Source organism: Pantoea sp. FN0302 (assembly GCF_050113775.1).
Taxonomy (GTDB): domain Bacteria; phylum Pseudomonadota; class Gammaproteobacteria; order Enterobacterales; family Enterobacteriaceae; genus Mixta; species Mixta alhagi.
This window is the reverse complement of record NZ_JBNJSM010000007.1, coordinates 15,778-41,720: the sequence shown is the minus strand read 5'-3', so window position 1 is coordinate 41,720 and position 25,943 is coordinate 15,778. Positions and strand designations below refer to the sequence as shown.

The 25,943-nt window shown below is 54.8% G+C and carries 23 protein-coding genes; 7 read left to right on the top strand and 16 right to left on the bottom strand.

Annotation, left to right across the window (positions count from 1 at the left end):
- Positions 1-14: 14 nt before the first annotated feature.
- Complete coding sequence (tpiA, locus tag ACQE32_RS18195; RefSeq protein WP_085069348.1) at positions 15-779, bottom strand: triose-phosphate isomerase; 765 nt, start codon at positions 777-779, stop codon at positions 15-17.
- 124 nt (positions 780-903) lie between these two features.
- On the bottom strand, positions 904-1,506 hold the full coding sequence (locus ACQE32_RS18190; RefSeq protein ID WP_427022212.1) for a DUF1454 family protein: 603 nt from the start codon (positions 1,504-1,506) through the stop codon (positions 904-906).
- 103 nt (positions 1,507-1,609) lie between these two features.
- On the opposite strand from ACQE32_RS18190, the gene ACQE32_RS18185 reads away from it, so the two are divergent.
- Positions 1,610-2,062: a DUF805 domain-containing protein gene (locus ACQE32_RS18185; RefSeq protein ID WP_426974944.1), complete on the top strand. Its 453-nt coding sequence runs from the start codon at positions 1,610-1,612 to the stop codon at positions 2,060-2,062.
- Here the strand turns inward: ACQE32_RS18185 and fpr are convergent.
- Positions 2,053-2,799 (bottom strand): ferredoxin--NADP(+) reductase, encoded by a 747-nt coding sequence (fpr, locus tag ACQE32_RS18180; protein ID WP_426974945.1) that lies wholly within the window; start codon positions 2,797-2,799, stop codon positions 2,053-2,055. The genes ACQE32_RS18185 and fpr overlap by 10 nt on opposite strands.
- Before the next feature lie 303 nt (positions 2,800-3,102).
- Between fpr and emrD the strand changes: the two genes are divergently transcribed.
- Entirely contained in the window at positions 3,103-4,281 is a 1,179-nt protein-coding gene (emrD, locus tag ACQE32_RS18175; protein ID WP_426974946.1) for a multidrug efflux MFS transporter EmrD, read from the top strand.
- Between the two features lie 3 nt (positions 4,282-4,284).
- Here the strand turns inward: emrD and glpX are convergent, their stop codons facing one another.
- The 3 genes from glpX to ACQE32_RS18160 form a co-directional block, all read right to left on the bottom strand.
- Positions 4,285-5,295, bottom strand: coding sequence for a class II fructose-bisphosphatase (gene glpX, locus ACQE32_RS18170; RefSeq protein ID WP_250651184.1), 1,011 nt, complete (start codon positions 5,293-5,295; stop codon positions 4,285-4,287).
- Between the two features lie 96 nt (positions 5,296-5,391).
- Positions 5,392-6,906, bottom strand: a complete 1,515-nt coding sequence (glpK, locus tag ACQE32_RS18165; protein ID WP_085072260.1) for a glycerol kinase GlpK — start codon at positions 6,904-6,906, stop codon at positions 5,392-5,394.
- A gap of 30 nt (positions 6,907-6,936) precedes the next feature.
- The gene (locus ACQE32_RS18160) at positions 6,937-7,794 is read right to left on the bottom strand and encodes an MIP/aquaporin family protein (protein WP_426974947.1); all 858 of its coding nucleotides are present in this window, start codon (positions 7,792-7,794) and stop codon (positions 6,937-6,939) included.
- A 441-nt stretch (positions 7,795-8,235) separates the two neighbouring features.
- Between ACQE32_RS18160 and zapB the strand changes: the two genes are divergently transcribed.
- On the top strand, positions 8,236-8,475 hold the full coding sequence (gene zapB, locus ACQE32_RS18155) for a cell division protein ZapB (RefSeq protein WP_085069362.1): 240 nt from the start codon (positions 8,236-8,238) through the stop codon (positions 8,473-8,475).
- A 109-nt stretch (positions 8,476-8,584) separates the two neighbouring features.
- On the opposite strand, the gene rraA is transcribed toward zapB, so the two are convergent.
- From rraA to priA, 7 genes are all read right to left on the bottom strand, one after another.
- Positions 8,585-9,070, bottom strand: coding sequence for a ribonuclease E activity regulator RraA (gene rraA, locus ACQE32_RS18150; protein ID WP_085072261.1), 486 nt, complete (start codon positions 9,068-9,070; stop codon positions 8,585-8,587).
- Between the two features lie 96 nt (positions 9,071-9,166).
- The gene (locus ACQE32_RS18145) at positions 9,167-10,087 is read right to left on the bottom strand and encodes a 1,4-dihydroxy-2-naphthoate polyprenyltransferase (RefSeq protein WP_427022211.1); all 921 of its coding nucleotides are present in this window, start codon (positions 10,085-10,087) and stop codon (positions 9,167-9,169) included.
- A 158-nt stretch (positions 10,088-10,245) separates the two neighbouring features.
- Entirely contained in the window at positions 10,246-11,577 is a 1,332-nt protein-coding gene (hslU, locus tag ACQE32_RS18140) for an HslU--HslV peptidase ATPase subunit (RefSeq protein ID WP_250651181.1), read from the bottom strand.
- A gap of 11 nt (positions 11,578-11,588) precedes the next feature.
- Positions 11,589-12,119 carry an ATP-dependent protease subunit HslV gene (hslV, locus tag ACQE32_RS18135; protein ID WP_085069368.1) on the bottom strand — a complete coding sequence of 177 codons (531 nt, stop codon included), beginning with the start codon at positions 12,117-12,119 and terminating at the stop codon, positions 11,589-11,591.
- A gap of 90 nt (positions 12,120-12,209) precedes the next feature.
- Positions 12,210-13,148 carry a cell division protein FtsN gene (gene ftsN, locus ACQE32_RS18130; protein ID WP_427022210.1) on the bottom strand — a complete coding sequence of 313 codons (939 nt, stop codon included), beginning with the start codon at positions 13,146-13,148 and terminating at the stop codon, positions 12,210-12,212.
- Positions 13,149-13,324: 176 nt separating this feature from the next.
- The gene (gene cytR / locus ACQE32_RS18125) at positions 13,325-14,350 is read right to left on the bottom strand and encodes a DNA-binding transcriptional regulator CytR (protein ID WP_426974950.1); all 1,026 of its coding nucleotides are present in this window, start codon (positions 14,348-14,350) and stop codon (positions 13,325-13,327) included.
- A 189-nt stretch (positions 14,351-14,539) separates the two neighbouring features.
- Positions 14,540-16,735: a primosomal protein N' gene (gene priA, locus ACQE32_RS18120; protein WP_426974951.1), complete on the bottom strand. Its 2,196-nt coding sequence runs from the start codon at positions 16,733-16,735 to the stop codon at positions 14,540-14,542.
- 216 nt (positions 16,736-16,951) lie between these two features.
- Between priA and rpmE the strand changes: the two genes are divergently transcribed.
- Positions 16,952-17,164, top strand: coding sequence for a 50S ribosomal protein L31 (rpmE, locus tag ACQE32_RS18115; protein WP_085069375.1), 213 nt, complete (start codon positions 16,952-16,954; stop codon positions 17,162-17,164).
- 92 nt (positions 17,165-17,256) lie between these two features.
- On the opposite strand, the gene metJ is transcribed toward rpmE, so the two are convergent.
- Entirely contained in the window at positions 17,257-17,574 is a 318-nt protein-coding gene (gene metJ, locus ACQE32_RS18110; RefSeq protein ID WP_038629044.1) for a met regulon transcriptional regulator MetJ, read from the bottom strand.
- Between the two features lie 279 nt (positions 17,575-17,853).
- Here metJ and metB point away from each other — a divergent pair, with 279 nt between their 5' ends.
- Together metB and ACQE32_RS18100 are read left to right on the top strand one after the other, a co-directional pair.
- Positions 17,854-19,014: a cystathionine gamma-synthase gene (metB, locus tag ACQE32_RS18105; RefSeq protein ID WP_426974952.1), complete on the top strand. Its 1,161-nt coding sequence runs from the start codon at positions 17,854-17,856 to the stop codon at positions 19,012-19,014.
- 3 nt (positions 19,015-19,017) lie between these two features.
- Positions 19,018-21,453 carry a bifunctional aspartate kinase/homoserine dehydrogenase II gene (locus ACQE32_RS18100; protein ID WP_426974953.1) on the top strand — a complete coding sequence of 812 codons (2,436 nt, stop codon included), beginning with the start codon at positions 19,018-19,020 and terminating at the stop codon, positions 21,451-21,453.
- A gap of 33 nt (positions 21,454-21,486) precedes the next feature.
- Here the strand turns inward: ACQE32_RS18100 and ACQE32_RS18095 are convergent, their stop codons facing one another.
- Positions 21,487-21,960 carry a hypothetical protein gene (locus tag ACQE32_RS18095; protein WP_427022209.1) on the bottom strand — a complete coding sequence of 158 codons (474 nt, stop codon included), beginning with the start codon at positions 21,958-21,960 and terminating at the stop codon, positions 21,487-21,489.
- Between the two features lie 270 nt (positions 21,961-22,230).
- Between ACQE32_RS18095 and metF the strand changes: the two genes are divergently transcribed.
- Positions 22,231-23,133, top strand: coding sequence for a methylenetetrahydrofolate reductase (gene metF / locus ACQE32_RS18090; RefSeq protein ID WP_426974955.1), 903 nt, complete (start codon positions 22,231-22,233; stop codon positions 23,131-23,133).
- Between the two features lie 73 nt (positions 23,134-23,206).
- On the opposite strand, the gene ppc is transcribed toward metF, so the two are convergent.
- The gene (gene ppc, locus ACQE32_RS18085) at positions 23,207-25,858 is read right to left on the bottom strand and encodes a phosphoenolpyruvate carboxylase (protein WP_427022208.1); all 2,652 of its coding nucleotides are present in this window, start codon (positions 25,856-25,858) and stop codon (positions 23,207-23,209) included.
- Positions 25,859-25,943 lie beyond the last annotated feature (85 nt).

Here is a 25,943-nt window from a genome sequence, read left to right as displayed (position 1 = left end):
CCGCCCGTTAAACATCAGGCTTTTGCTGCGGCAGCGGCCTTGACGATGACGGCAAAGGCGTCAGCTTTCAGTGAAGCACCGCCAACCAGCGCGCCATCGATATCCGGCTGAGCAAACAGCTCTGCGGCATTTTTATCGTTAACGGAGCCGCCGTACTGGATAATAACCTGCTCGGCTACTTTCGCATCTTTCTTTGCGATATGTTCACGAATAAACTTATGCACCGCCTGCGCCTGCGCCGGAGTGGCTGATTTGCCGGTACCAATCGCCCAGATCGGCTCATAGGCAATCACTGCGCCGTTAAAGGCAGCAGCACCCTGGCTTTCCAGCACCGCATCAATTTGACGCGCACATACTTCTTCGGTTTTACCCGCTTCGTTTTCTGCTTCGGTCTCACCGATGCAGAGTACCGGAGTCAGACCTGCTTCTTTCAGCACGGCGAATTTTTTCGCAATAAACTCATCGCTTTCTTTGTGATAAGTACGGCGTTCTGAATGGCCGATAATGATATAGCGAGCGCCAATATCCTTCAGCATTTCGGCAGAGACTTCACCGGTAAAGGCACCAGACAGGTTAACATCAACGTTCTGGGCACCCAGTACGATCTGGCTGTCGGCCAGCGCCTGCTGCGCCTGATCCAGATACATCACTGGCGGGGCGATGGCAACGCCACAGCCCTGAACGGCGTTCAGTTCTTTACGCAGGCCGTCGATCAGATCGCTGACCATTTTTTTGTTGCCGTTCAGTTTCCAGTTACCCATAACTAATGGATGTCGCATCATATCCTCCACGTGTAACGCAATACCAGTAAAGTACACTGCCCGACGGGCAGCGATGTCTGCCAGACAGTATAGAGATGTTAACCCTGAATGGCTTTGCTTTTCGTCATTTTTGGCACAACCCTTAGGGCACAGTGAGCGAGAGCTTGATTGGCTCTACAGCAAAGGTGAGCCCCTTTTCGCCGTTGTCTGCGACTACAAAGCGTAGCGCGCCTTCGGTCTGCGAATAATAGCGTGCGCCTTTCCCTTTGCTCAGCAGCTCATTCAGCCTTTTGCGGCTATCTTCTGGCGAACGTGTTGGCGAGAAAAAGCGCATCAGCGCCGTCATATATGCCTGTGCTTTTTCCTGTGCTGCTTTTTCATCAGGGCCGGGAATTGGCAGCCAGGTGATCTGGAGCGTTTTTATTTTTCCGGTGCCCGGCTCCAGCGCCGTAGAGGCGTAGAGCGTTTCGCTGATCTTGCTGGCCGCACGCGTTAATGGACTTTTATCCAGTCGGCTATCGATCGCCCGATATTCGCTGAGCGGTAAATCAGGATTTGCCGTATTATACTTTTCCCGAAACTGCGCAATACTCATATCAAATGTTGGCGCACCTGGCAGCAGGTAAGGCGCAGTGGGCAAGTCATTACTACGCGACGATACATCATCGGCATGCGCGGCGGTGCCCATCAATAGTGCCAATAGTATCGGGATGGGCGTCAGCAAAGAGCCTGGCGCTTTCTTCATTTTTTTTGCCCTGTCCAGTAAACTCAGCCCAGATTAGAACGGTTTTTACCCGCCAAAGTCAAAAGCTGCGGCAACCCTTTTTAGTTTTCCTCGGGACGAAAGCATGACGCTACAGCAATGGTGTTTTTCTTATCGTGGTCGCCTGGGACGGCGTGACTTCTGGATTTGGCAGATAGTCTGGCTGTTGACCATGACCGCGCTTTTCACGCTGGCGGGAAACGATCTGCTGGATACCCAGACGGCAGCATTCTGCGTGGTCTGCTTGCTATGGCCTGCCAGCGCGGTGCTGGTGAAACGCCTGCACGATCGTAACAAACGCGGCTACTGGGCGCTGTTGCTGGTGGTTGCCTGGATCCTGCTGGCGGGTAACTGGGGCGTTTTAGGCGCTGGCTGGCACAGCGGTCTGGGACGTTTTGTGCCTGCGCTAATTCTTGTCGGCATGTTATGCGAATTAGGGCTACTGAGCGGTTCGGCAGGCGAAAACCGTTATGGTCGTGCCGCGCAGCCGGTTAACTATTTTCGCTGGCGCGGCGTGGAAAAAAGTCCTCACCAGTAATGCTCGCTGGTGATATGACCGGGTTTACGCCGCAGATGTTTATTCATTGCGCGCGTCTCTTTTAACAGTTGTTGGGTATCGCGCACCATTTGCGGATTACCGCACAGCATAACGTGGCTGCTGTCAGCCTCCATTGGCAGCCCTACCGCACGCTCCAGCTCACCGCTGGCGATCAGCGCCGGGACGCGCCCCGTTAACGAGCCCGGGCTCTCTTCGCGGCTGACGACCGTCTGGATCCGCAGCGTGCCGTTATAGCGCTGCTCTAACTGCTGCATGAGCGGCAGATAACTTAAATCGGCGGCGTAGCGCGCGGCATGAACCAGTACCAGATTCTGGAACCGCTCCAGGCCTTCGCCCTGTTGCAAAATCGAAAGGTAAGGGCCGATAGCGGTGCCGGTTGCCAGCATCCACAGGGTTTGGCATTCGGGGATCTCTTCCAGCACAAAAAAACCGGCGGCTTCTTTCGTCACCATTACCCGATCGCCCGGCTGTAAGGCATGTAGCCTTGGGCTTAATTTCCCTTCCGGCACATTGACCAGGTAAAATTCTAAAGCGGGATCGGCAGGAGCATTCACATAAGAGTAGGCGCGCTGCACCCGCTCGCCTTCAATCTCCAGCGCCAGCTTGGCAAACTGACCAGCGGTAAAGGGCGTGACGGGAGCATTAACCTTGATGCTGAATAAACTATCCGTCCAGTGTGTAACTTCCGTAACGCTGCCGTTAACCCATTCAGCCATGACTTTTCCTCTCTCCAGTTAGCTCTTTGCCTATCTTCGTCACTCAACGCCGTTTTTTCCAGCCTGCCTGCGCCAGAAAAGCTCTGCGCGACAAAAGGAGGTATCAGTTTGTGCGGCCGTATAGTTAGTTTTACAAAGAAGGGCAATTTCTGCTGACAGAATGATAAAAAAACTTGTCGCTGCGTCATTCCCTTCTGTAAGCAAACTGCTATTTTTGCCGCCATCAAATCTGAAATCCCCACTGATTTGCTACATAACAGTCAAACAGTGGGCTTTTATTCTGTAACTTTCTTCTAAGTGGCTATGAAAAAGATAGAAAACGGACATCTGTTACTGATGCTGATTGTATTGGTGGCGGTAGGACAAATGGCACAAACCATCTATGTCCCGGCAATGGCCGACATTGCTGCATCTTTTAACATACGCGATGGCGTAATGCAGCGCGTAATGGCCGCCTACCTGATGACCTATGGTAGTTCACAGCTGATTTACGGGCCTCTCTCCGATAGCGTGGGACGTAAACCGGTAATACTGGCGGGCATGGCTATTTTTATGCTGGGCGCGCTGGGGGCATTGCTTGCGCCTTCTATTGACTGGCTGATAGCGGCCAGCGCCCTGCAGGGATTAGGCACCGGCGTCGCAGGCGTGATGGCGCGGACCATGCCGCGTGATTTATATGCCGGCAGCGCGCTGCGTCAGGCAAACAGCCTGTTAAATATGGGGATTCTTGTCAGCCCACTTGCAGCGCCAATGATCGGCGCGATGCTAACGCATCTGTTTGGCTGGCACGCCTGCTTTGCTTTCCTGCTGCTGCTGTGTTTGCTGGTCACCGGCGCAATGGCGCGCTGGCTCCCGGAAACCCGTCCTCTGGCGAGCGAAACCCGGCCACTGTTTTCGCGTTATCGGCCATTACTGAGCGATCGCATTTTTGTTCGCTATCTGATTATGCTTATTGGCGCGCTGGCGGGGATTGCCGTCTATGAGGCAAGCTGCGGCATTTTGATGGGCGGCGTGCTGGGGCTGGATGCAATGACCATCAGTATTCTGTTTATTCTGCCGATCCCGGCAGCCTTTTTCGGCGCTTGGTTTGCCGGACGTGACGAGAAAAGCTTTCATACGCTGATGTGGTATGCGGTAAACAGCTGCCTGCTGGCTGGCGTTCTGATGTGGCTGCCCGCCTGGTTTGGCATCATGAATATCTGGACGCTGCTGGTACCGGCATCCCTGTTTTTCTTTGGCGCCGGGATGATGTTTCCGCTGGCAACATCTGGCGCGATGGAGCCTTACGCCTGGCTGGCGGGGACGGCTGGCGCACTGATTGGCGGGCTACAGAACCTGGGTTCCGGGCTGGTTGCCTGGCTGTCGGCGATGCTGCCGCAGAACAGCCAGTTTAGCTTGGGCATGCTGATGTGCGCGACCGCAGTGTTAATGCTGCTGTGCTGGTGGCCGCTATCAAAAGGCCCCGAACCGCAGGCCATTTGATGCTTACAGGATCCACGGATGCAGCGCCGTATCCTTGCGATCGAGATAGTGAATCGACTGAATACGGCGGATAGTCCTTGATTTACCCCGGATCAGCAGCGTTTCACTGGTTGCGATATTTCCCTGGCGCGTAATGCCTTTCAGCAGGTCGCCACTGGTAATGCCGGTGGCGGAGAAAATCACATTGTCGTTACGCGCCATCATATCTAACGTCAGCACCTGATGGGCGTTGATCCCCATTTCATGGCAACGCGCCAGTTCCTGCTCGCCCAGGCGCCGGTTTTCTTCGCTTTCCCCTTTCACCTCATGACGAGGCAGCAGACGCCCCTGCATGTCGCCATCCAGCGCGCGGATCACCGCTGCTGATACCACGCCTTCCGGCGCACCGCCGATGCCGTACAGCACATCGACTTCACTATCGGGCATACAGGTCAGGATAGAGGCGGCGACATCGCCGTCGGGGATCGCGAAAATGCGCACGCCCAGCTGCTGCATCTGCCTGATCACGTCATCATGGCGCGGCTTCGCCAGAATGGTTACCGTCAGTTCATCAAGCGTTTTGCCTGATGCCGCTGCGATATTTTTCAGGTTAGTTTCCAGCGGCAGGTTGAGATCGATATGGCCTTTAGCGGCGGGGCCGACAATCAGCTTTTCCATATACATATCGGGCGCATTCAGGAACGTGCCCCGGTCGCCAACTGCCAGCACGGCCAGCGCATTCGCCTGACCCATGGCGGTCATGCGGGTGCCTTCAATCGGATCGACGGCGATATCAACGGCATCGCCGTTGCCGGTGCCGACTTTCTCACCGATATAGAGCATCGGCGCTTCATCGATTTCACCTTCGCCGATAACAATCTGACCGTCGATATCAACTTTGTTGAGCATAATGCGCATGGCATTCACTGCTGCGCCATCAGCCTGATTTTTGTCGCCGCGACCCAACCATTTATAGCCTGCCAGAGCGGCAGCTTCGGTAACGCGGGAGAATTCAATGGCGAGTTCTCGTTTCATGACCAGCCTCTGAAAAAACAAATGAGGCGAAAGTGTATCACAGCGGGGAAAGGGGAGAGAAAAGCCCGCGCCGCCTGGCGACGCGGGCCTGAAGCATTACTCGTCGTGCTCTTCCCATGCCTGGGCACGGGCCACAGCTTTACGCCAGCCGGCGTAGCGATAGTTTCGCTCGGTGGTTTCAATGCTCGGGCGGAATTCGCGCTCAATAACCGCTTTCGCGCGTACTTCATCCAGATCTTTCCAGAAGCCCACTGCCAGACCGGCAAGATAGGCCGCACCCAGCGCGGTAACTTCCCGCACTTCCGGCCGCTCTACGCGGGTACCGAGAATATCGGACTGGAACTGCATCAGGAAGTTATTCGCGACCGCGCCGCCGTCAACGCGCAGGGATTGCAGACGCGTATTGGCATCATTCTGCATCGCTTCCAGCACGTCGCGCGTCTGATAGGCGATAGATTCCAGCGTTGCACGAATAATATGATTGGCATTTGCGCCGCGCGTCAGACCAAACAGCGCACCACGCGCATAGGGATCCCAGTAAGGCGCGCCCAGACCGGTAAAGGCAGGAACCATATAGACGCCGTTTGAGTCTTTTACTTTCATGGCGAAATATTCTGAGTCGGCAGAATCGCTGATCAGTTTCATCTCATCGCGCAGCCACTGAATTGCGGCACCACCGATAAACACGGCACCTTCCAGCGCATAGTTAACTTCACCGCGCGGGCCGCAGGCGATAGTGGTTAACAGGCCGTGCGTAGAGGTGACCGCCTCGGTGCCGGTGTTCATCAGCATAAAGCAGCCGGTACCGTAAGTATTTTTCGCCATACCCGGCAATACACAGAGCTGGCCATACAGTGCCGCCTGCTGATCGCCAGCGATACCGGCGATAGGAATACGCGTTCCGCCTTTACCGCCGATATTGGTTTGCCCATACACTTCAGATGAAGATTTCACTTCCGGCAGCATTTCACGCGGAATGTCGAGGATGTCCAGCATCCGTTGATCCCATTCCAGCTTATGAATGTTGTACATCATGGTACGCGATGCGTTGGTGTGGTCGGTAATATGTACCCGGCCCTGGGTCATTTTCCAGATAAGCCAGGTATCCACGGTTCCGAACAGCAGCTCGCCACGTTTGGCGCGCTCGCGTGCACCTTCCACATGATCGAGGATCCATTTCACTTTGGTGCCAGAGAAATAGGGGTTAATCACCAGACCCGTGGTGTGCTGAATGTACTCTTCCAGCCCCTCTTTTTTCAGCTTTTCGCAGTAGTCAGCCGTGCGTGGATCCTGCCAGACAATTGCGTTATAGATCGGTTTGCCAGATTCTTTATCCCAGACAATCGCCGTTTCGCGCTGGTTAGTAATACCGATAGCAGCAATCTGGTCAGAGCGAATATCCGCATGCGCCAGCACTTCAACCAGCGTAGAGCTTTGGGAAGCCCAGATATCCATCGGATCGTGTTCAACCCAGCCCGCTTTCGGATAGATTTGTGTAAATTCGCGTTGGGAAACGGCCACGATGTTGGCGTCATGGTCAAGAACCACAGCACGAGAGCTGGTAGTGCCCTGATCGAGCGCGACAATATATTTTTTATCTGTAGACATAATCAATTCCTGATGTGCAAAGATTAAACACTGTTACGCTTTATGCTGCTCAGCGCGCGCGACCGGCTTTCCCGCTTTGGTATCCTGCGTGATATTAAGGTTGCAGGGCAGATGACGGCAGATCAGTGAGCGATAACCCCAGGCTCCCAGACAGGCACCAACCAGCGGGCCAAAAATCGGCACGAGGAAATAGGGAATATCACGGCCACCGGTAAAGGCGACGTTACCCCAGCCTGCCAGCCAGGCGAAAATTTTTGGACCAAAATCACGTGCCGGGTTCAGTGCGAATCCGGTCAGCGGCCCCATTGCACCACCGATAATCGCAACCAGCAAACCAATAAGCAGCGGTGCTAATGGCCCACGAGGTACGCCATTGCCATCATCGGTAAGCGCCATAATCACAGCCATCAATACTGCCGTAATCACCATCTCCACCAGAAACGCCTGCCCTACACTAATATGCGGGTTAGGGTAGGTTGAAAATATGCCGGCCAGATCGAGGCTTTCTGCGCTGCCGCGTAGCATCTGATGGCTGCTTTCATAGTCAATAAATAAGCTGTAATAAAGTCCATAAACCAGTGCGGCGGCGCAGAATGCTCCGGCGACCTGAGCCACAATATAAGGGGCAACTTTACGTCCTTCAAAATTGGCGAACAGGCAAAGTGCGACGGTAACGGCTGGGTTCAGGTGTGCGCCTGAAACCCCTGCCGTCATATAGACGGCCATGGCCACGGCCAGGCCCCAGACAATGCAAATTTCCCATTGACCGAAAGCGGCGCCAGTCAGCTTCATTGCGGCGACACAGCCAGCGCCGAAGAAGATGATCATGCCGGTTCCAATAAATTCGGCAATGCACTGACCTTTGAGTGTGCTAGTTGCTGTCTGACTCATAATGAAATTCCTGAAGGCGAGGTTAAATTTTATCAATCGTTGTTTTCATTCCATTGAGCTACCCAAACAAATGTAGGGCTGTTGTGAATTTATCGTTAACGCGCATAAACGAGAAATAGCGAACGCTAAAACTGTGTAGTCCATCAAAAAAATGCTCGCTTTCGCGTCTTTTGCTGTTCTTTAAACATCATTTTTGTCACCTCTCGCTGCACGTTGCGTTCGTTTTGTTAACAAACGGGCCATTATCAACGATTAGGCTGCCGTACCGCTTTCGGTATATGCTGAAAAGTGTTACATACTGCGCTTCACAACGGTTCGCCGCTGGACTTGGGCTGTGCGGCTACTTACAATCGGAGTGTTAGATTTTTTTACGAAGTTTTGTGATGTCTCGTCGTCTGCGGCTGGCATCATCAACGCCTTGCGATTAGGAGAAGTCATAGAATGTCATTTGAAGTATTCGAGAAACTGGAAGCGAAAGTACAGCAGGCGATTGATACCATCACGCTGCTGCAGATGGAAATCGAAGAGCTGAAAGAGCAGAACAACAGTCTGAAACATGAAGTTCAACAGGCCTCGGGAAACAGCGAAGCGCTGGTGCGTGAAAACCAGCACCTGAAAGAAGAACAGGTTCAGTGGCAGGAGCGCCTGCGGGCTTTGTTAGGTAAGATGGAAGAAGTTTAATCCGCACGGATGCTGCTTTCATCGAACATAAAAAACGGGTGCCCAGGCACCCGTTTTTGCTGTCCGCGATCTGCCCTGGCGACAAGCTCAGGCGCAGTAACCGCATCCGCTATTCAATATCCAGCGGATCTTCCGACAGGATAATACCGGTATTGTCCGCGTACAGATGATCGCCGGAAAAGAAGGTAACACCGCCAAAGTTAACGCGAATATCGCTTTCGCCAATGCCTTCGCCCGCCGCGCCAACCGGAATAGCGGCAATAGCCTGGATACCAATATCCAGCTCTTCCAGATCGTCAACCTGGCGGACCGAGCCGTAGACCACAATGCCTTCCCATTCGTTTTGCACCGCCAGCTGAGCCAGCGCCGCATCAACCAGCGCGCGCCGCACTGAGCCGCCGCCATCTACCAGCAGCACACGACCCCGGCCATTTTCTTCCAGCAGGTCGTATAACAGGCCGTTGTCCTCGAAACATTTCACCGTCGTGATTTGGCCGCCAAACGAGGTGCGACCTCCAAAATTGGAGAAAAGGGGCTCTACCACGTTTACGTCTTCGTGATAGATGTCGCAGAGTTCGGAAGTATCGTATTTCATAGGATTTTCGTCTGTTTGCCACAGGAGCGGTAAGTATATCGCTTTATTTAAGTTGTTGGCAAAATCATCAATGGTGCAAAGGTTGCGATATATCAATCAAAGCAGCATCCCTATAGAAAACAGCACGTTCGCCAGCAGCGCTGCTTTCACCGTTTTTTCCAGCATGGGACGCATAGCAAGGGGCGATCTTTCACGCAGAATATAGAGACCTTGTTGCCAGAACAGCGGCGCAGAGAGCAGAAAGAGCCAGCTTCCCCAGCCTGGGCGCGCGAAACAGGCAAAGGCGGCATAGCAGAGCAGCGCGCCGCCCAGCAGCAGCAGGTGATAGCGGCGAGCGTGAGCAGCGCCCAGCCGTACTGCCAGCGTCATCTTGCCGCATTGACGATCGGTTTCAATATCGCGCAGATTATTGATATTAAGCACCGCCGCCGCCAGCAGGCCGCTGGCCGTTGCAGGCAACAGCACCAGCGGTTTGATAAGGTGGCTCTGCAGGTAAAAGCTGCCGATGACGGCCAGCCAGCCGAAAAATATCAACACCGATAAATCGCCCAGGCCCAGGTAGCCATAGGGCTTTTTTCCTACGGTGTAGGCAATGGCCGCGATAATCGCCAGCGCCCCCAGCAGCAGAAAACTCAACATATCGCTCAGGCTGTGACAGGCATAGCTAATCAGTAAAATGCCGCAGACCAGCGCCATTGCGGTAGCAATAACTATCGACGTTCGCAGCTGCGCTAAGGTAATCGCGCCTTTTTGAATGCCGCGCAAAGGCCCCAGACGCTCGCTACCGTCACTGCCTTTTACCGCATCACCATAATCGTTAGCCAGATTAGATAGCACCTGCAGCAGACCACTGGTCAGGAAGCAGAGCAGGGCGATGGTCAGGCTGAAAGCGCCCTGCCACCAGGCCAGAGCAGAGCCTGTCAGAATAGAGGCGAATGCCAGCGGCAAAGTGCGCAAGCGCAGGCTTTCCAGCCAGGCGCGGAAGTGAAAGAACGTTGCCGGTTGAATATGTTCCATAAGTGAGACCGCCGCCGTTTTTAATCCAAAAGAGGTAGATCGAGTCTACGGCGGTATACACGCAGCCACCTTAACCTCCGTCAAATTGACGTGGTTCAGGCGCAGAAGGAAGCAATAAAAAAGGAGGCCGTAGCCTCCTTGCTGATGCTAAATACCGCTTACAGAATGAAGCGGCTGAGGTCTTCGTCAGCAACCAGCTGATCCAGATGCTGCGAAACATACGCGGCATCAATGGTAATGCTGTCACCGCTGCGATCGCTGGCATCATAGGAAATATCTTCCATCAGACGCTCCAGCACCGTATGCAGACGACGCGCACCGATGTTTTCAGTGGTTTCGTTAACCTGCCATGCCGCTTCAGCGATACGGCGAATGCCATCTTCGGTAAAGCTGATATTAACGCCTTCGGTTCCCATCAGCGCTTTATACTGCACGGTAACGGAAGCGCTTGGCTCGGTCAGGATACGTTGGAAATCGTTTACGGTCAGCGGCTGCAGCTCAACGCGAATCGGCAGACGACCCTGCAGTTCCGGAATCAGATCTGACGGGCTGGCTACCTGGAATGCGCCGGAAGCGATAAACAGGATATGGTCGGTTTTAACCATGCCGTGCTTGGTAGAGACGGTGCAGCCTTCTACCAGAGGCAGCAGGTCACGCTGCACGCCTTCGCGAGAAACATCCGGGCCTGAGGTTTCGCCACGCTTACAGATTTTATCGATCTCGTCGATAAACACGATACCGTGTTGCTCAACCGCTTCGATCGCTTCTTCTTTCAGCTCTTCTGGATTGACCAGCTTGGCCGCTTCCTCTTCCACCAGCAGCTTCATCGCATCTTTGATCTTCAGTTTGCGCGGCTTCTGCTTTTGTCCGCCCAGATTCTGGAACATCGACTGCAGCTGGCTGGTCATCTCTTCCATGCCTGGAGGCGCCATGATTTCTACGCCCATCGGCGCGGCGGCCAGGTTGATCTCAATCTCTTTGTCATCCAGCTGGCCTTCGCGCAGTTTTTTACGGAAGGACTGGCGCGCAGCAGACGGCTCGGCATTTTGCTCTGGCTGGCCCCAGTTATTTTTAGCCGGAGGGATCAGCGCATCGAGAATGCGTTCTTCAGCCATCTCTTCTGCGCGGTAGCGATTGCGTTCAATCGCCTGCATACGTACCATTTTCATCGCCGCATCGGTCAAATCGCGGATAATAGAATCCACTTCTTTACCGACGTAGCCGACTTCGGTGAATTTGGTCGCTTCAACCTTGATAAAAGGCGCGTTAGCCAGCTTAGCCAGGCGACGGGCGATTTCCGTTTTACCTACGCCGGTCGGGCCAATCATCAGAATATTTTTCGGCGTAACTTCATGGCGTAGATCTTCATCCAGCTGCATACGACGCCAGCGGTTGCGCAGGGCGATCGCCACAGCACGTTTGGCGCCATCCTGGCCGATGATAAATCTGTTCAGTTCGCTGACAATCTCGCGCGGAGTCATTTCAGACATAGTTTCGATCCTTACGCTTTGGACGCTAATTCTTCAATAGTCAGATTGTGGTTGGTGTAGATGCAGATATCACCTGCAATACCCAACGCTTTTTCGGTAATGTCGCGAGCGCTCAGCTCGGTATTTTCCAGCATGGCGCGTGCCGCCGCCTGGGCGTAAGGGCCGCCGGAGCCAATCGCGATCAGATCGTTTTCAGGTTGGATAACATCACCATTGCCGGTAATAATCAGCGAGGCGTTTTCATCCGCCACCGCCAGCAGCGCTTCAAGTTTGCGCAGCATACGGTCGGTTCGCCAGTCTTTAGCAAGTTCCACCGCGGCTTTAACCAAATGGCCCTGATGCATTTCCAGCTTACGCTCGAAAAGCTCGAACAGCGTAAAGGCATCGGCTGTACCGCCAGCAAAACCCGCAATCACTTTATCATTGTAGAGACGACGCACTTTTTTGACGTTGCCTTTCATTACGGTATTACCGAGCGTAGCCTGGCCATCACCGCCAATTACTACGTGGCCGTTGCGTCGTACACTTACTATCGTTGTCACGGGCAGACCCCTTGTTACAGTGGAAAAAGAGCTTCGCGCTGTGTGGCGCGAAGCATAATGCAACAAGATATGGGGCAGAATTGAAGGGTTTCAACCCCCAACCGCGAGAGGAATACAGCCTGAATGACCGGAACTGCGCAGGCGTTTCAGGGTGCTGTCGGCGCTGGCGCGGCTGTTATAGGGCCCGATAACCACTCGGTTCCAGCCGCCGCCGTTAGTGATACGGCTTTCAAAACCTTCAAAGGCCAGCTGGGCGCGGATCGATTCCGCCTGCTCACTGCCTTTAAACGAGCCGCACTGCACCATCCAGCGCTGCGACTTCTCTTTTTCCACCGCTTTGGCTTTGGCGGTTTCCTGCGGTTTAACGCGGCTGTTTTCCTGGGGTTTCGGCACATTTACCGGCTGCTGAACGCCATTTTGCGGCAGCATATGCGTTTGCTGCGTGGTTTGCTGTTGAGCACGCTGCTGCTGCAGACGTTGCTGCTGTTCAAGACGCTGTTGCTGCTGAATTTGCTGCTGTTGAACGCGTTGCTGTTGCTCAATGCGCTGCTGCTGTTGCTGGCGCTGTAGCGTCTGCTGACGTTGTATCGGCGTTTGTTCATTCCAAGGGACTTCGTTTAGCTGAGTGGGCGCCTGGCGCATATCGGCCTGCATTTGCTCCAGCAACTGGCGCTGCTCATCGGTCAGTTGAGTTTGCGACTGCACTTCGCCGCCGGCGGAAGGCTCTTTTGGCGTGGGCACACTAAGCTGACGGTTTTCCAGCTCTTTAATATATTTCCAGCGCTCTTCCGGCTTGGGCGGTAACCCGTTTCCACTGACTTTGTGATCCGGGATAATCGGCGTCTCTTCTTTTTTATGATGGGCGATAAACCATAGCCCGCCCGCGAATGTCACCAGCACCGCTACCGCCAGCCCGATCATAATTTTTGAAACGCCGGAGCTGCCGTTGCGTTTCTTGCTGCGGCTATTACTTTTCTTGCGACGCGTCCCCGTCGAACGCCCGCGGCCTACATAATCTTTTTGTGCCACTAATCGTTCCGCTAATTCAAAGAAGAAAATGCATGCCGGATAAAGCGCGCTAAGTTAGCGCAACGCCTTAGCTATCCGGCTATTAGCCCGCCATGTTACTCAAGGGCTGGAAGTTTGACCAGCAGTGAGTCGATTAAGAATCTGCTGAAACTGCCGGATCAACAGCATTTGAACGCTTAGCTGGCGTGCATTGTGCTTCCGCGCAGCTTGAGTTCAAACTCCAGCAGGCGCGAGCCGTTGTTCACGGTACGGCCCTGTAATTGCTCCAGCAAGAGCAGCATCGCTTCCCGGCCCAGAGCGAAGCGCGGTTGCGCAATGGTAGTTAGCGGAGGATCGCTGTAACGTGAAAGCTCAATATCATCAAAGCCGACCAGAGAGATGTCCTGCGGAATGCGCAGGCCCATGCTTTTCGCCTGCGACATCGCGCCCAGGGCCATAATATCGTTATGGCAAAAGAGCGCCTGCGGAGGCTGTGGTAAAGCCATCAACCGCTTAAACGCCGCAGCGCCGGCTTCAAAGGTAAAGTCGCCACGTACAATATAGCGTGATTCGATTGCCTGCCCATGGCGGCGTAGCGCCTGAATATAGCCCTGCAAACGATAATGGCTGAGCGGCATCTCTTCCGGGCCGGCAATGCAGGCGATGCGGCGGTGGCCCAGCTGCCATAAATGATTAACCGCTTCGAAGGCTGCAGTCAGGTTATCAATATGCACCGTGGGAAGCTCCAGATCGGGCGCAAATTCATTCGCCATCACCATCGGCGGTAAACTGCGCTGTTCTTCCACCCCGGTATCGAAAGGCACCTGGGAACCCAGCAGTACCATGCCGTCGATCTGACGCGTCAGCATCAGGCTCAGAAAAGTCTTTTCCTGCTGATTCTGATGGGCGCAGTCGCCAATCAGTACCAGATAGCCTTCAGCGGCTGCCGTAACTTCAACGCCGCGAATGATTTCGCTGAAAAAGGGATCGCAGATGTCGGGAACAATAACCAGAATAGTGCGTGATTCGCTGCGTTTGGCATTCCGCGCCAGAGCGTGAGGAGAGTAGCCCACTTCGATCACCGCCTGTTCAACCTTTTGGCGGGTTATCGCTGAGACCTTTTCAGGGTTCATCAGTGCGCGGGACACGGTGGCGGTTGAAACCCCCGCACGCTCAGCCACGTCTTTCATGGTGGCTGCCGTTGACTCCTGGTTCTGCTCCAACGCTTTTCTCCTTACACCGGCCTGAATAGTAAGACGTCATGTGTCGTCTGCTGCGCTTGTTGCGGTCAAAGCTGACGGCCATCACATTTTTAACAGATTGTATAAGGGGCCGTTACCTTAATTGCATAAAAACTGTGACTTATTCGAGGTTTTTCGATCCAGCTCGCAAACCTTGTGCGTAAGCATCGATCAGCTTTCCGTGGGGTCGATATCCAGTGTCCATTTCACCTTACGCGACAGCGGCAGGGTGGAGATTAACGGCAGGCTGGTTTTGAGCAGCTGCTGTAGCCGAAGCCGGGAAGGATGCTGTAGCAACAGTTGCCAGCGATAGCGCCCGCCACGCTTAGCCTGCAGAGCAGGTACCGGGCCCATAATCCACAACGACTCATCGCGCAGCGGACTGGCCTCCAGCAGGTTGCGCAGCTGATGTAAAAAGGCTGCCGCCTGCTGATTATCATGATCGTCAGCACGAAACAGCGCATGGCTGGTGAATGGCGGAAGCTGCACGCTGCGGCGCTCGCTTAAGGTCTGGCTGGCAAACGCATCGTAGCCCTGATGCAATAAGATCTGTAGCAGCGGATGTTCAGGATGATGGGTTTGCAGCAGCACTTCGCCCTGCTTACCGGCCCGGCCAGCGCGCCCGGCAACCTGAATATAGAGCTGGGCAAAGCGTTCAGCGGCGCGAAAATCCGCCGAAAAGAGCGCGCCATCCACATCCAGCAACGATACCAGCGTTACATCAGGGAAGTGATGCCCTTTCGCCAACATCTGTGTACCAATCAGGATACGGGCGCCGCCGCGAAACACATCGGCCAGATGCTGCTCCAACGCCCCTTTGCGGCTGGTGGTGTCACGGTCAATACGCGAGAGCGGAATGCCCGGAAATACACTCTGGAGATTATGCTCCAGCTGCTCGGTGCCGAGGCCCACCGGCACCAGATGCGTCGAGCCGCACTGCGGGCACTGACGCGGCACCGGGCGCTGGCTGTCGCAATGGTGGCAGCGTAGCTGGCGCTGCTGCTGATGGAGCGTGTAATAGTGATCGCAACGCTGACATTCAGCAATCCAGCCGCAGTCGTGGCATAACAGCGCCGGCGAGAAGCCGCGGCGGTTAAGAAACAGCAACACCTGATTATCCGCCTGTAAGTGCAGACGCATACGCTGGATCAGCGCAGGCGACAGGCCGCCCTGCAGCTGGACGCCTTTTAAATCGATCAGCTGTTGCGTCGCCTGGCGCGCATTACCGGCGCGCTTGCTCAGGTTAAGCTGACGGTATTTCCCGCTCTGCACGTTATGCAGTGTTTCCAGTGCTGGCGTCGCCGAGCCCATCACGATCGGGATGTTCTCTTCACGCGCCCGGAATACCGCCAGGTCGCGGGCATGATAACGCCAGCCTTCCTGCTGTTTATAAGAGCTGTCATGTTCTTCATCAATAATGATGACGCCCGGACGGGCAAAGGGCGTAAACAGCGCGGAGCGGGTGCCGATCACAATGGCATTGTCACCCTGACGCGCGCGCAGCCAGACGGCCATGCGTTCGCTGTCGTTCAGACCGGAGTGCAGGACATCAATCGGGGCGTTAAAGCGTGCCCGAAAGCGGGCGATGGTTTGCGGCGTCAGGCCGATTTCCGGCACCAGCACCAGCGCCTGACGTCCGCGACTCAGCACGTTTTCCAGGACGCTAAGGTAGACTTCCGTTTTGCCTGAGCCAGTAATCCCTGCCAGCAGCCAGGGGGCAAATTTTTCATCTTCGCTGCGGATCGCGCCAACCGCCAACGCCTGCTCCGTATTTAGCCGCAGCCGCTCGCCGTTAACCGCAAAACTATCACGCCAGTCCTGACGGGCGGGCAGATGCTCACGCAGATCGCAAAGACCCTTAGCGCGGAGCGCCTGGAGCGCCGCGTCTGCCAGTTCATGTTGAGTGATCTCATGGCGATAAAGCGGTTGCTGACGCAATGCGGCCAGCGCCTGCTGCTGCTTTGGCGCGCGCTTCAGGCTTTCCGGCGCAGTTTCTCGTCCCAGCTCGGTAATAAACCACTGCCAGAGCGGCGTTTCCTGCGCCGGTTTACCCTGGCGCAGCAGCACCGGCAGCGCATGGAAAAGCACCTCGCCCAGCGGATAGTGATAGTACTCGGCGGCCCAGTGCAAAATGCGCCATAGCGAAGCAGGAAACAGCGTTTCGCTGTCGAGCGTTTCCAGCACGCTTTTCAACTGTCCGGTGGGCAGATCGCTTTGTTCACTGAAGCCAACCACGATACCGATTGCCGTGCGGTTACCAAAGGGCACGCGAACGCGCCCGCCAGGCACCGGGTGAAGATGCGCGGGAAGCAGGTAATCAAACTGGCGTGCGAGCGGAACGGGCAGCGCGACCTGGGCAACGGGCATGACGTTATCCGTAAAAAGAGTTGAACGGCGTAGTGTACACTGTGTAGCCATAAATGTGCGGATTCGATTGCATTGGGCGGTTATTTTCTGTATAGTTCGCCGCCTTTGATGCGGAATAAGGCATCAAAAATCACCAGAATGTTCAATCCGCGTGTGGTGCCGGCGCAGGTTTTTCCTGGCGCGGGAGAGCGACACGGCCTTTACTGAGGTTACCCCATGAAAGAAGGTATTCATCCTAAGTATGTTGAAATTACTGCAACTTGTTCTTGCGGTAATGTGATCAAAACTCGCTCTACAGTGGGTCACGATCTGAACCTGGACGTGTGCGGTAAATGCCACCCGTTCTACACCGGCAAACAGCGTGTTGTTGATACCGGTGGTCGTGTTGAGCGCTTCAACAAACGCTTCAGCATTCCGGGCAGCAAATAAGTTTCCCGGCAGACGCTACGTTATTTTCGACGGAGCGGATGCAAGAAAAAACCCAGCTTCGGCTGGGTTTTTTTATGCGCAAAAACAGCGTATCAGTATTCCCATGTGTCGGGATCTTTACCCAGTTCACGCATAATCTTTTTCGCCTCTTCCGGGATCTCATCGCTGCGCTCTTTGCGCAGATCGACATCGTCCGGTAGTGGCTGACCGGTAAACGCATGCAGAAATGCTTCGCATAACAGCTCGCTGTTAGTGGCATGACGCAGATTGTTTACCTGACGGCGCGTACGTTCATCTGTCAGGATTTTTAACACTTTCAGCGGAATAGACACGGTAATTTTTTTGACCTGCTCGCTCTTCTTACCATGCTCAGCATAAGGGCTGATATATTCGCCATTCCATTCAGCCATGAGTTACCTTAATTATTAAAAGTTAAATTGTCGAAATTCAGCCAATTATGCCCGATATTTTCACGCCTCACTAATCAAAGTCAGCATTTAATACGTAACTTTGCTGCTTTTACCTGGGTTGCGCTGCAGTAGGAGGCAATTCACTGCAATTTTAGCGGTTATTGCGCATTTGCTCAATCTATACGCAAAGACATTTAGATGTCCAGATGTATTGACGTCCAGTGGCGTGATGTTATCCTGTTAGCCTTCTTTCAGGGTCTTTCAGGAACAGTAAGCACTATGACGCGTAAACAGGCAACCATCGCAGTGCGCAGCGGTTTGAATGATGATGAGCAGTATGGCTGCGTTGTCCCTCCGATTCACCTTTCCAGCACCTATAACTTCACTGATTTCAATCAGCCACGCGCTCATGACTACTCGCGTCGCGGTAATCCTACGCGTGATGTCGTACAGCGTGCGCTGGCCGAACTGGAGGGGGGTGCCGGGGCTGTAATGACCAATACCGGTATGTCCGCGATTCATCTGGTCTGTACGCTGTTCCTGAAACCTGGCGATTTATTGGTTGCGCCGCATGACTGCTATGGCGGCAGTTATCGTCTGTTTGACAGCCAAAGCAAGCGCGGCGCCTGGCGCGTTAAATTTGTCGATCAGGGCGATGCCGAAGCCCTGCAGGCGGCGCTGGCTGAACAGCCGAAACTGGTACTGGTGGAAAGTCCCAGCAATCCGCTGCTGCGCGTGGTGGATATCGCCGCGATTTGTCAGGCCGCGCGCGCCGCTGGCGCGATAAGCGTCGTGGATAACACTTTTTTAAGCCCCGCTCTGCAAAATCCGTTGGCGCTGGGTGCCGATCTGGTGGTGCACTCCTGTACCAAATACCTCAATGGTCACTCGGATGTGGTGGCTGGCGCAGTGATCGCGAAAGATGCGGCGGTGGCAACCGAACTTGCCTGGTGGGCGAATAATATCGGCGTGACCGGCTCTGCCTTTGACAGCTATTTGCTGCTGCGTGGAATGCGTACCCTTGGCCCGCGTATGGCGGCAGCGCAGCGTAACGCACTGGAGATTGTAGCGTATTTGCAGCAGCAGCCGCTGGTGAAAAAACTGTATCATCCCTCTTTGCCACAGAACCCGGGCCATCAGCATGCGGTGCGTCAACAGCGCGGCTTTGGCGCAATGTTAAGTTTTGAACTTGATGGCGACGAACAGCGTCTGCGCCGTTTTCTGAAGGCGCTGGAATTATTTACCCTGGCTGAGTCGCTGGGGGGAGTGGAAAGTTTGATTTCCCATACCGCAACCATGACCCACGCGGGGATGTCGGCAGAAGCGCGTGCGGCGGCAGGGATTTCTGATACCTTACTGCGCGTGTCGGTTGGGATAGAAGATCATGAAGATTTAATCGCCGATCTGGATAATGCATTCCGGGTGGCAGCCGAGGATTAAGAAATGAGTATTTCAGCCGCAGCGGGAGCGCCGCAGAGCAGGCAGCTGCATAAATTTGGCGGTAGCAGCCTTGCCGATGTCAGCTGTTATCAGCGCGTCGCGGGTATCATGGCCGATTACAGTCAGCCGGGCGATTTAATGGTGGTCTCTGCCGCTGGCAGCACCACTAACCAGCTGATTAGCTGGCTGAAGCTCAGCCAGACCGATCGCTTATCGGCTCATCAGGTGCAGCAGAGCCTGCGTCGTTATCAGTCCGATCTGATCAACGGCCTGCTCGCGCCGGAGTTAGCTCAGCCGTTGCTGAGCCGCTTTATTCAGGATCTGGAGCACCTGGCCGGGTTACTGGATGGAAAAATTACCGACGCCGTTTATGCCGAGGTGGTCGGGCACGGTGAGATCTGGTCGGCGCGGCTGATGGCGGCAGTGCTGCAGCAGCGCGATCTGGAAGCGTGCTGGCTGGACGCCCGCGAGTTTTTACGCGCCGAGCGGGCGGCGCAGCCGCAGGTTGACGAAGGAAAGTCCTGGCCGCTGCTGCAGCAGCTGATCGCGCAGCATGCGCATCAGCGTCTGGTGGTTACCGGCTTTATCTGTCGCAATGAGGCAGGTGAAACGGTGCTGTTGGGGCGTAACGGCTCTGACTATTCAGCAACGCAAATCGGTGCGCTGGCGGGCGTCAGTCGTGTCACCATCTGGAGCGATGTCGCCGGAGTCTACAGCGCCGATCCGCGCAAAGTAAAAGATGCTTGTCTGCTGCCGCTGCTGCGACTGGATGAAGCCAGCGAGCTGGCGCGTCTGGCAGCGCCGGTACTGCATGCCCGCACGCTGCAGCCGGTTTCCAACAGCGATATCGATTTACAGCTGCGCTGCAGCTATCAGCCTGAGCAGGGATCGACGCGCATTGAGCGTGTGCTGGCTTCCGGCACCGGCGCGCGTATTGTGACCAGTCATGACGATGTTTGCCTGATCGATATTGAAGTGTCGGCGCAGCACGATTTCAATGCGCTGCATAAAGAAGTCGATCATCTGCTGAAACGGGCGCAGATTCGTCCGCTGGCCATAGGTGTGCATAGCGATCGCAACCTGCTTCAGCTCTGCTATACCTCCGAAGTGGTGAGCAGCGTGTTTGAACTGCTGCAGGATGCCGGGTTGCCGGGTCATCTGCAGCTGCGCGAAGGGCTGGCGCTGGTGGCGCTGGTTGGCGCTGGCGTCAGCCGTAACCCGCTGCACACCCATCGTTTCTGGCAGCAGATTAACGATCAACCGGTAGAGTTTATCTGGCAGTCGGAAGATAAAATCAGCCTGGTGGCGGTGCTGCGTGTTGGCCCGACGGAACATCTGGTTCAGGGGCTGCATCAGTCGCTGTTCCGCGCGGAAAAACGTATTGGCCTGATGCTGTTTGGCAAAGGAAATATCGGTTCGCGCTGGCTGGAGCTGTTTGCCCGGGAGCAGAAAAATCTCTCGGCGCGCACCGGTTTTGAATTTGTGCTGGCGGGAGTGGTGGACAGCCGTCGCAGTCTGCTGAGCTATGAAGGGCTGGATGCCAGCCGCGCGCTGGCTTTCTTTGAAGATGAAGCGATTGCACAGGATGAAGAGTCTCTGTTCCTGTGGATGCGGGCGCATCCTTATGATGATCTGGTGGTGCTGGATGTGACCGCCAGCGAAGCGCTGGCTGAACAATATCTTGATTTCGCCAGCCACGGTTTTCATGTGATTAGCGCCAACAAGGTGGCCGGCGCGTCAGGCAGCTATCAGTGGCGGCAGATCCGGGACGCATTTGCGAAAACCGGACGTCACTGGCTGTATAACGCCACGGTGGGCGCAGGGCTGCCGGTCAACCATACGGTGCGCGATCTGCGGGAAAGCGGCGACAGTATTCTGTCGATCAGCGGCATCTTCTCCGGCACGCTCTCCTGGCTGTTCCTGCAGTTTGACGGTACGGTGCCGTTCAGCGAGCTGGTCGATCAGGCGTGGCAGCAGGGGTTAACCGAGCCGGACCCCCGCGTTGATCTCTCTGGTCAGGATGTAATGCGTAAGCTGGTTATCCTGGCGCGTGAGGCGGGCTACGATATTGAACCGGATCAGGTACGCGTTGAGTCGCTGGTGCCAGCGGGCTGCGAAAAAGGCTCTGTCGATCACTTTTTCGAAAACAGCGATGCGCTAAACGAACAGATGCTGCAGCGTCTGGAAGCGGCACAGGAGATGGGGCTGGTATTGCGCTACGTCGCGCGTTTTGATGCTAACGGCAAAGCGCGTGTGGGTATCGAGGCGGTGCGTCCGGAACATCCGCTGGCGGCGCTGCTGCCGTGTGATAACGTCTTTGCCATTGAAAGCCGCTGGTATCGCGATAATCCACTGGTGATCCGCGGGCCGGGTGCAGGACGTGATGTAACGGCGGGTGCGATTCAGTCTGATATTAATCGGCTGGCGCAGCTGGTGTAACAACAAAACGGGTGGCCTGAGCCACCCGTTGTTTTAGGCTAGCACGAACTGGCTTTCATGCACCTGATCAAGCGTCAGGCCCACCAGTGAAATGCTGCTGTCGCCACAGGTAAACAGCAGACCATCATCACATTCGCTCAGATAATCCAGATAGTTGCCGTTGGCATTAATTTCTTTATTGCCGAGGATCACCAGCTTATCGTCCTGGTCGAACCGATAGATGACGTTATCGCCGACGCTGTCGCCAGCAAACATAACGGTATCATTGCCGCCGTTGGCATACATGATGTCATTACCGCTGCCGGACTGATCGCCATGCACCGCGTCAGCATAATCAAGGGCGTGCTTGCCATCCAGCGCCAGCCCGTTGCTGGTGACGGAATAGGTGAGGTCTTTATACTCGAACCAGTTCCAGTAGGTTTCCTTAATCGCTTCCACGCCATATAGCACGCTGACGCCGCCATCGGCCCCTTTGCTGTAGGTTAAATACGATAAATTACGTTTCATGGAAGTAAATCGGTTACATAACGGTAATAGCCTCTTTTTTAGGAGGTTTTTAATAAAGAAAATTCCTGGTTTTCTCGCTTCTGCACGTATCTGAAGGATGTTGCTTTTTTTTCATGTGCACCTGAAAGGAATTCAGCGCCACTGCACTGCTTTTTGATTGACAAATAGCCAGGCTGATAGCATCTTATGGAGTTATAGACGTCTAAACGTATAGATGTTTAGCGTGATGCTCACGCATCATCCACTAAGCGATTGATAAGGTAAGCGGATATGAGTTTCTTTCACGCCAACCAGCGCGAAGCGCTGAACCAGAGCCTGGCAGAACTGAACGGGCGGATTAATGTTTCATTTGAATTTTTTCCGCCGCGCACCAGTGAAATGGAAGAGACGCTGTGGAGTTCTATTGATCGGCTCAGCAGCCTGAAGCCAAAGTTCGTCTCCGTTACCTACGGTGCGAATTCAGGAGAACGCGATCGCACCCACTCTATCATCAAGGGCATCAAAGAGCGCACCGGACTGGAAGCGGCACCGCATCTGACCTGCGTTGACGCCACCCGGGATGAGCTACGTACCATTGCCCGGGATTACTGGGAAAATGGCATTCGCCATATTGTTGCGCTACGCGGAGATCTGCCACCAGGCGGAGGCAAACCAGAGCTGTATGCGACCGATCTGGTGGCGCTGCTCAAAGAGGTCGGTGACTTTGATATCTCCGTCGCTGCCTATCCTGAAGTGCATCCGGAGGCGAAAAGCGCTCAGGCGGATCTGATTAACCTGAAACGTAAAATCGATGCGGGCGCCAACCGCGCCATTACGCAGTTTTTCTTTGATGTGGAAAGCTATCTGCGTTTTCGCGACCGCTGCGTAGCGACCGGCATTGATGTAGAGATCGTACCTGGCATTCTGCCGGTTTCTAACTTTAAACAACTGCAGCGCTTTGCCGCCATGACCAACGTTCGCGTACCGGGCTGGATGAACAGCATGTTTGCCGGACTGGACGACGATCCGGAAACGCGCAAAATGGTGGGCGCCAATGTGGCGATGGACATGGTAAAAATCCTCAGCCGTGAAGGCGTTAAGGATTTCCACTTCTATACGCTGAACCGCGCTGAAATGAGCTACGCCATTTGCCATACGCTGGGCGTGCGCCCGTCAGCGCAGCTGGTTGCCTGATTAACTGAGTAATCGAAAAAGAATGCCTGATGAGGCGCATCGCCAGATGGCGATGCGCCTTTTGTCGTGGCAATTAACCGGTGTTACGCATACCTGCTGCCACACCAGCGATAGTGACCATCAGCGCCTGCTCAACGCACGGATCCGGCTCTTCTCCTTTGGCGTCCTGCGCACGCGATCGGTGCAGCAGTTCAGCCTGTAGAACGTTGAGCGGATCGGTATAGACGTTACGCAAAGCAATCGATTCTGCAATCCATGGTTCATCAGCCATCAGATGCGAATCATTAGCGATAGTCAGCACTGCTTTAATATCCGCAGCGAGGCGATCGCGCAGCTGCTTGCCCAGCGGCCACAGAGATGGATCTACCAGACGTTGATCGTAGTATTCCGCCAGCCACAGGTCGGCCTTCGAGAAAACCATTTCCAGCATGCCGAGACGGGTAGAGAAAAAAGGCCAGTGGTGGCACATCGCCTCCAGCTGATCCTGATGACCTTCATCCATCGCTTGCTGTAGCGCCGCCCCTGCGCCCAGCCAGGCGGGCAGCATCAGACGGTTTTGTGTCCAGGCGAAAATCCACGGAATGGCGCGCAGTGACTCAACGCCGCCGGTAGGACGACGTTTGGCCGGACGCGATCCCAGCGGCAGTTTGCCTAACTCCAGTTCCGGAGTAGCAGAGCGGAAATAGGGCACAAAATCAGGGTTTTCACGCACGTAACCACGATAGACGGCGCAGGAAGTCTTAGAGAGCTGATTCATAATGTCGCACCATTCACTTTTAGGTTCTGGCGGCGGCAGCAGATTAGCCTCGAGGATAGCGCTGGTATAAAGCGACAGGCTGGCCACCGCTACTTCCGGCAGACCATACTTAAAGCGGATCATTTCGCCCTGTTCGGTGACGCGCAGGCCGCCTTTCAGGCTACCCGGCGGCTGGGAGAGCAGAGCCGCCTGCGCCGGTGCGCCGCCGCGACCAATGGTGCCGCCGCGACCATGAAACAGCGTCAGGGCGATACCGGCTTTTTCACAGGTTTTAATCAACGCGTCCTGCGCCTGATATTGCGCCCAGGATGCGGCCATCACGCCAGCATCTTTGGCTGAATCGGAATAACCGATCATGACCATCTGCTTGCCCTGAATAAAGCCGCGATACCAGTCGATGCTCAGCAGCTGCGACATGACATCGTTAGCGTTATTCAGGTCATCCAACGTTTCAAACAGCGGTGCGACCGGCAGGGCGAAAGGTATACCGGCTTCTTTCAGCAGCAGATGAACCGCAAGCACGTCGGAAGGCGTTTTCGCCATGGAAATAACATAGGCGGCAATCGATCCGCGTGGCGCTTCCGCCGCTACGCGGCAGGTTTCCAGTACTTCACGCGTCTCTTCGCCTGGTTCCCACTGACGCGGCAGCAAAGGACGTTTTGAGTTCAGCTCACGGATCAAAAATGCCTGTTTATCCGCTTCAGACCAGCTCTCGTAATCACCAAGGCCGAGGTAACGCGTGACTTCTGCCAGCGCTTCGGTGTGACGCGTGCTTTCCTGACGTAGATCGATACGTACCAGTGGAACGCCGAAACATTTTATCCGACGCAGCGTATCAAGCAGCTGTCCGTTGGCAATGATGCCCATGCCGCATGCCTGCAATGACTGATAACAGGCATAAAGCGGATCCCACAGCTGATCGTTGGAAATCAGCAGACCTTCCGGACGCGGCAGGCGCTCGCCTTTCAGACGCCGCTCCAGATAAGCCTGGGTCGTCATCAACTGGGTCCGCAGGCGTTTTAAAACTTCGCGGTAGGGCTCCTGAGCCTGTGGATCGCCGCACAGCTCGCGCAGCTCTTCGGTGCATTCCGACATCGACAGCTCGGAGACCAGCACGCCGATATCCCGCAGGAAAAGATCGGTGGCTTTCCAGCGGCTCAATTGCAGAACATGACGGGTAATACTGGCGGTAACGTTGGGATTGCCATCGCGGTCGCCGCCCATCCATGAAGTAAACTGCACCGGCACAAAGTCTACCGGCAGCGTATAGCCAAAGGCCTCTTCGACCTGTTCGTTCAGCTCACGAAGAAAATTCGGCACGCCTTCCCACAGGCTGTTTTCCACTACCGCAAATCCCCATTTGGCTTCATCAACCGGAGAAGGGCGATATTTACGGATTTCATCGGTATGCCACGCCTGGGCTACCAGCTGACGCAGGCGGCGCATAATCTGGTTGCGCTCATAGTCAGAGATATCATTATGATCGAGCTGTTTTAAACAGGTATTTACCTCAACCAACTTATGAATCAGCGTGCGGCGTGTAATTTCGGTAGGATGTGCGGTAAGAACCAGCTCCAGCGAAAGCGATTCAATCGCCTCACGGATATCTGCTTCGTTCAGGTCAGGCTGTTGCTTCAGCCGCTCGAACGCCTTTTTCATCAATTCAGCATGACTGGCGCCTTCACCGTTGGGTGAAATGGTCTGATATTGTTCAGCCACATTAGTGAGATTAAGGAACTGGCTGAAAGCGCGTGCTACCGGCAATAGTTCGTCATTGGAGAGGTTCTGCAGGGTAGTTAACAGTTCCTGCCGATGAGCGTCATTTCCCGCACGGGATGACTTGGAGAGTTTGCGGATGGTTTCCACCCGATCAAGGATGTTTTCTCCCAGCGCATCCTTAATCGTATCCCCGAGCAGTTTGCCGAGCATACTGACATTACTTCGCATTGCGGAATATTGTTCGTTCATATGACCCCTGACACCCTTCTTGTCTTTTAGTTTTTACCCTTGCGGGTATAACGCCGCCTTTTATCTAGCCATGTAACTTACCGTT